This window comes from Zoogloea sp. (assembly GCF_023150065.1).
Classification (GTDB): domain Bacteria; phylum Pseudomonadota; class Gammaproteobacteria; order Burkholderiales; family Rhodocyclaceae; genus Zoogloea.
Genome location: NZ_JAKLLN010000073.1, coordinates 1 through 1,154, shown reverse-complemented (window position 1 = coordinate 1,154; position 1,154 = coordinate 1). Strand labels below are relative to the sequence as shown.

The following is a 1,154-nucleotide window of genomic DNA, read 5'->3' as shown; positions in this document are numbered from 1 at the left end:
CTTGGGCGATCACTGCCCACCTGTTGCGAAGACGGCTTTCCCCCGTCGTGCAAGCCACCCATCGCCTCATCAAGCTGGAAGAAAACGGCAGTCCCGCCCCCGAGGCGCTCCCGGTCGTGTGCGATGACGAGATCGGGGAACTGGTAACCGAGTTCAATTCGTTGATCATCGCCTCCAGAGGGCGCGAACAGTTGCTCCGCGAAAGGAAAGAGTCCCTGGCGAGGGCCGTCGGTCGCGCCGAAGAGAGCGCCGCGCAGCTTGAAGAATTGAATGCGCAGCTCAACAGGCGGGTCGAGCAGCGCACCGCCGAGCTCTATCTTGCGAAGGAGCAGGCGGAAAGTGCGAACCGCGCAAAAAGCGCCTTTCTGGCCAACATGAGCCACGAGATCCGCACCCCGCTCAACGCCATCACCGGCCTGGTCCATATGCTGCGCAAGGATCACGTGACGCCCCCGCAGGCGGTGCGACTGGCCAAGATCGATGCCTCCGGCAAGCACCTGCTATCGCTCATCAACGACATCCTCGACCTGTCCAAGATCGAGGCAGGCAAGCTGTCCCTCGAGATGACGGACTTCGCCCTCGATCAGGTGCTAGACCACACGGCCTCCATCATCGGCGAGTCGGCACACGCCAAGGGGCTCACGGTGTCGATCGATACAGACCACGTTCCCGTGTGGTTGCGCGGCGACCTGCTGCGCATCCGCCAGGCCTTTCTGAACTTTGCCGGGAACGCCGTCAAATTCACCCAGCAGGGGGGAATCACCCTGAAGGCCGACTTGCTCGAAGAAGACGCCGACCGCCTGAAAGTACGTTTCTCGGTCGAAGACACGGGCATCGGCATCGCCCCCGAACACATCGACAAGCTGTTCCACGAATTCGAGCAGGCCGACGGCAGCACCACGCGCAAGTACGGCGGCACGGGCCTTGGGCTCGCCATCAGCAAGCGTGTTGCAGAGCTGATGGGCGGCGAGGCAGGCTGCGAAAGCAGCCTCGGCCAGGGCAGCACCTTCTGGTTCACCGCCTGGCTGCAACGTGGCCACGGCGTGATGCCAGTGAACGAAAGGCCGCCTTCGTGTGCCGAGAGCGACTTGCGGCGCCGGCATGAAGGGGCGCATGTCCTGCTCGCCGAGGACAACCTGGTCAACGTCGAGGTC

At 63.3% G+C, this 1,154-nt stretch carries 1 protein-coding gene; it reads left to right on the top strand.

Annotated features, from left to right (window positions below; translation table 11 throughout):
- Positions 1-1,154 (top strand): ATP-binding protein (locus L6Q67_RS23445; protein WP_296575895.1); only part of this gene is annotated, 1,154 nt, incomplete at both ends.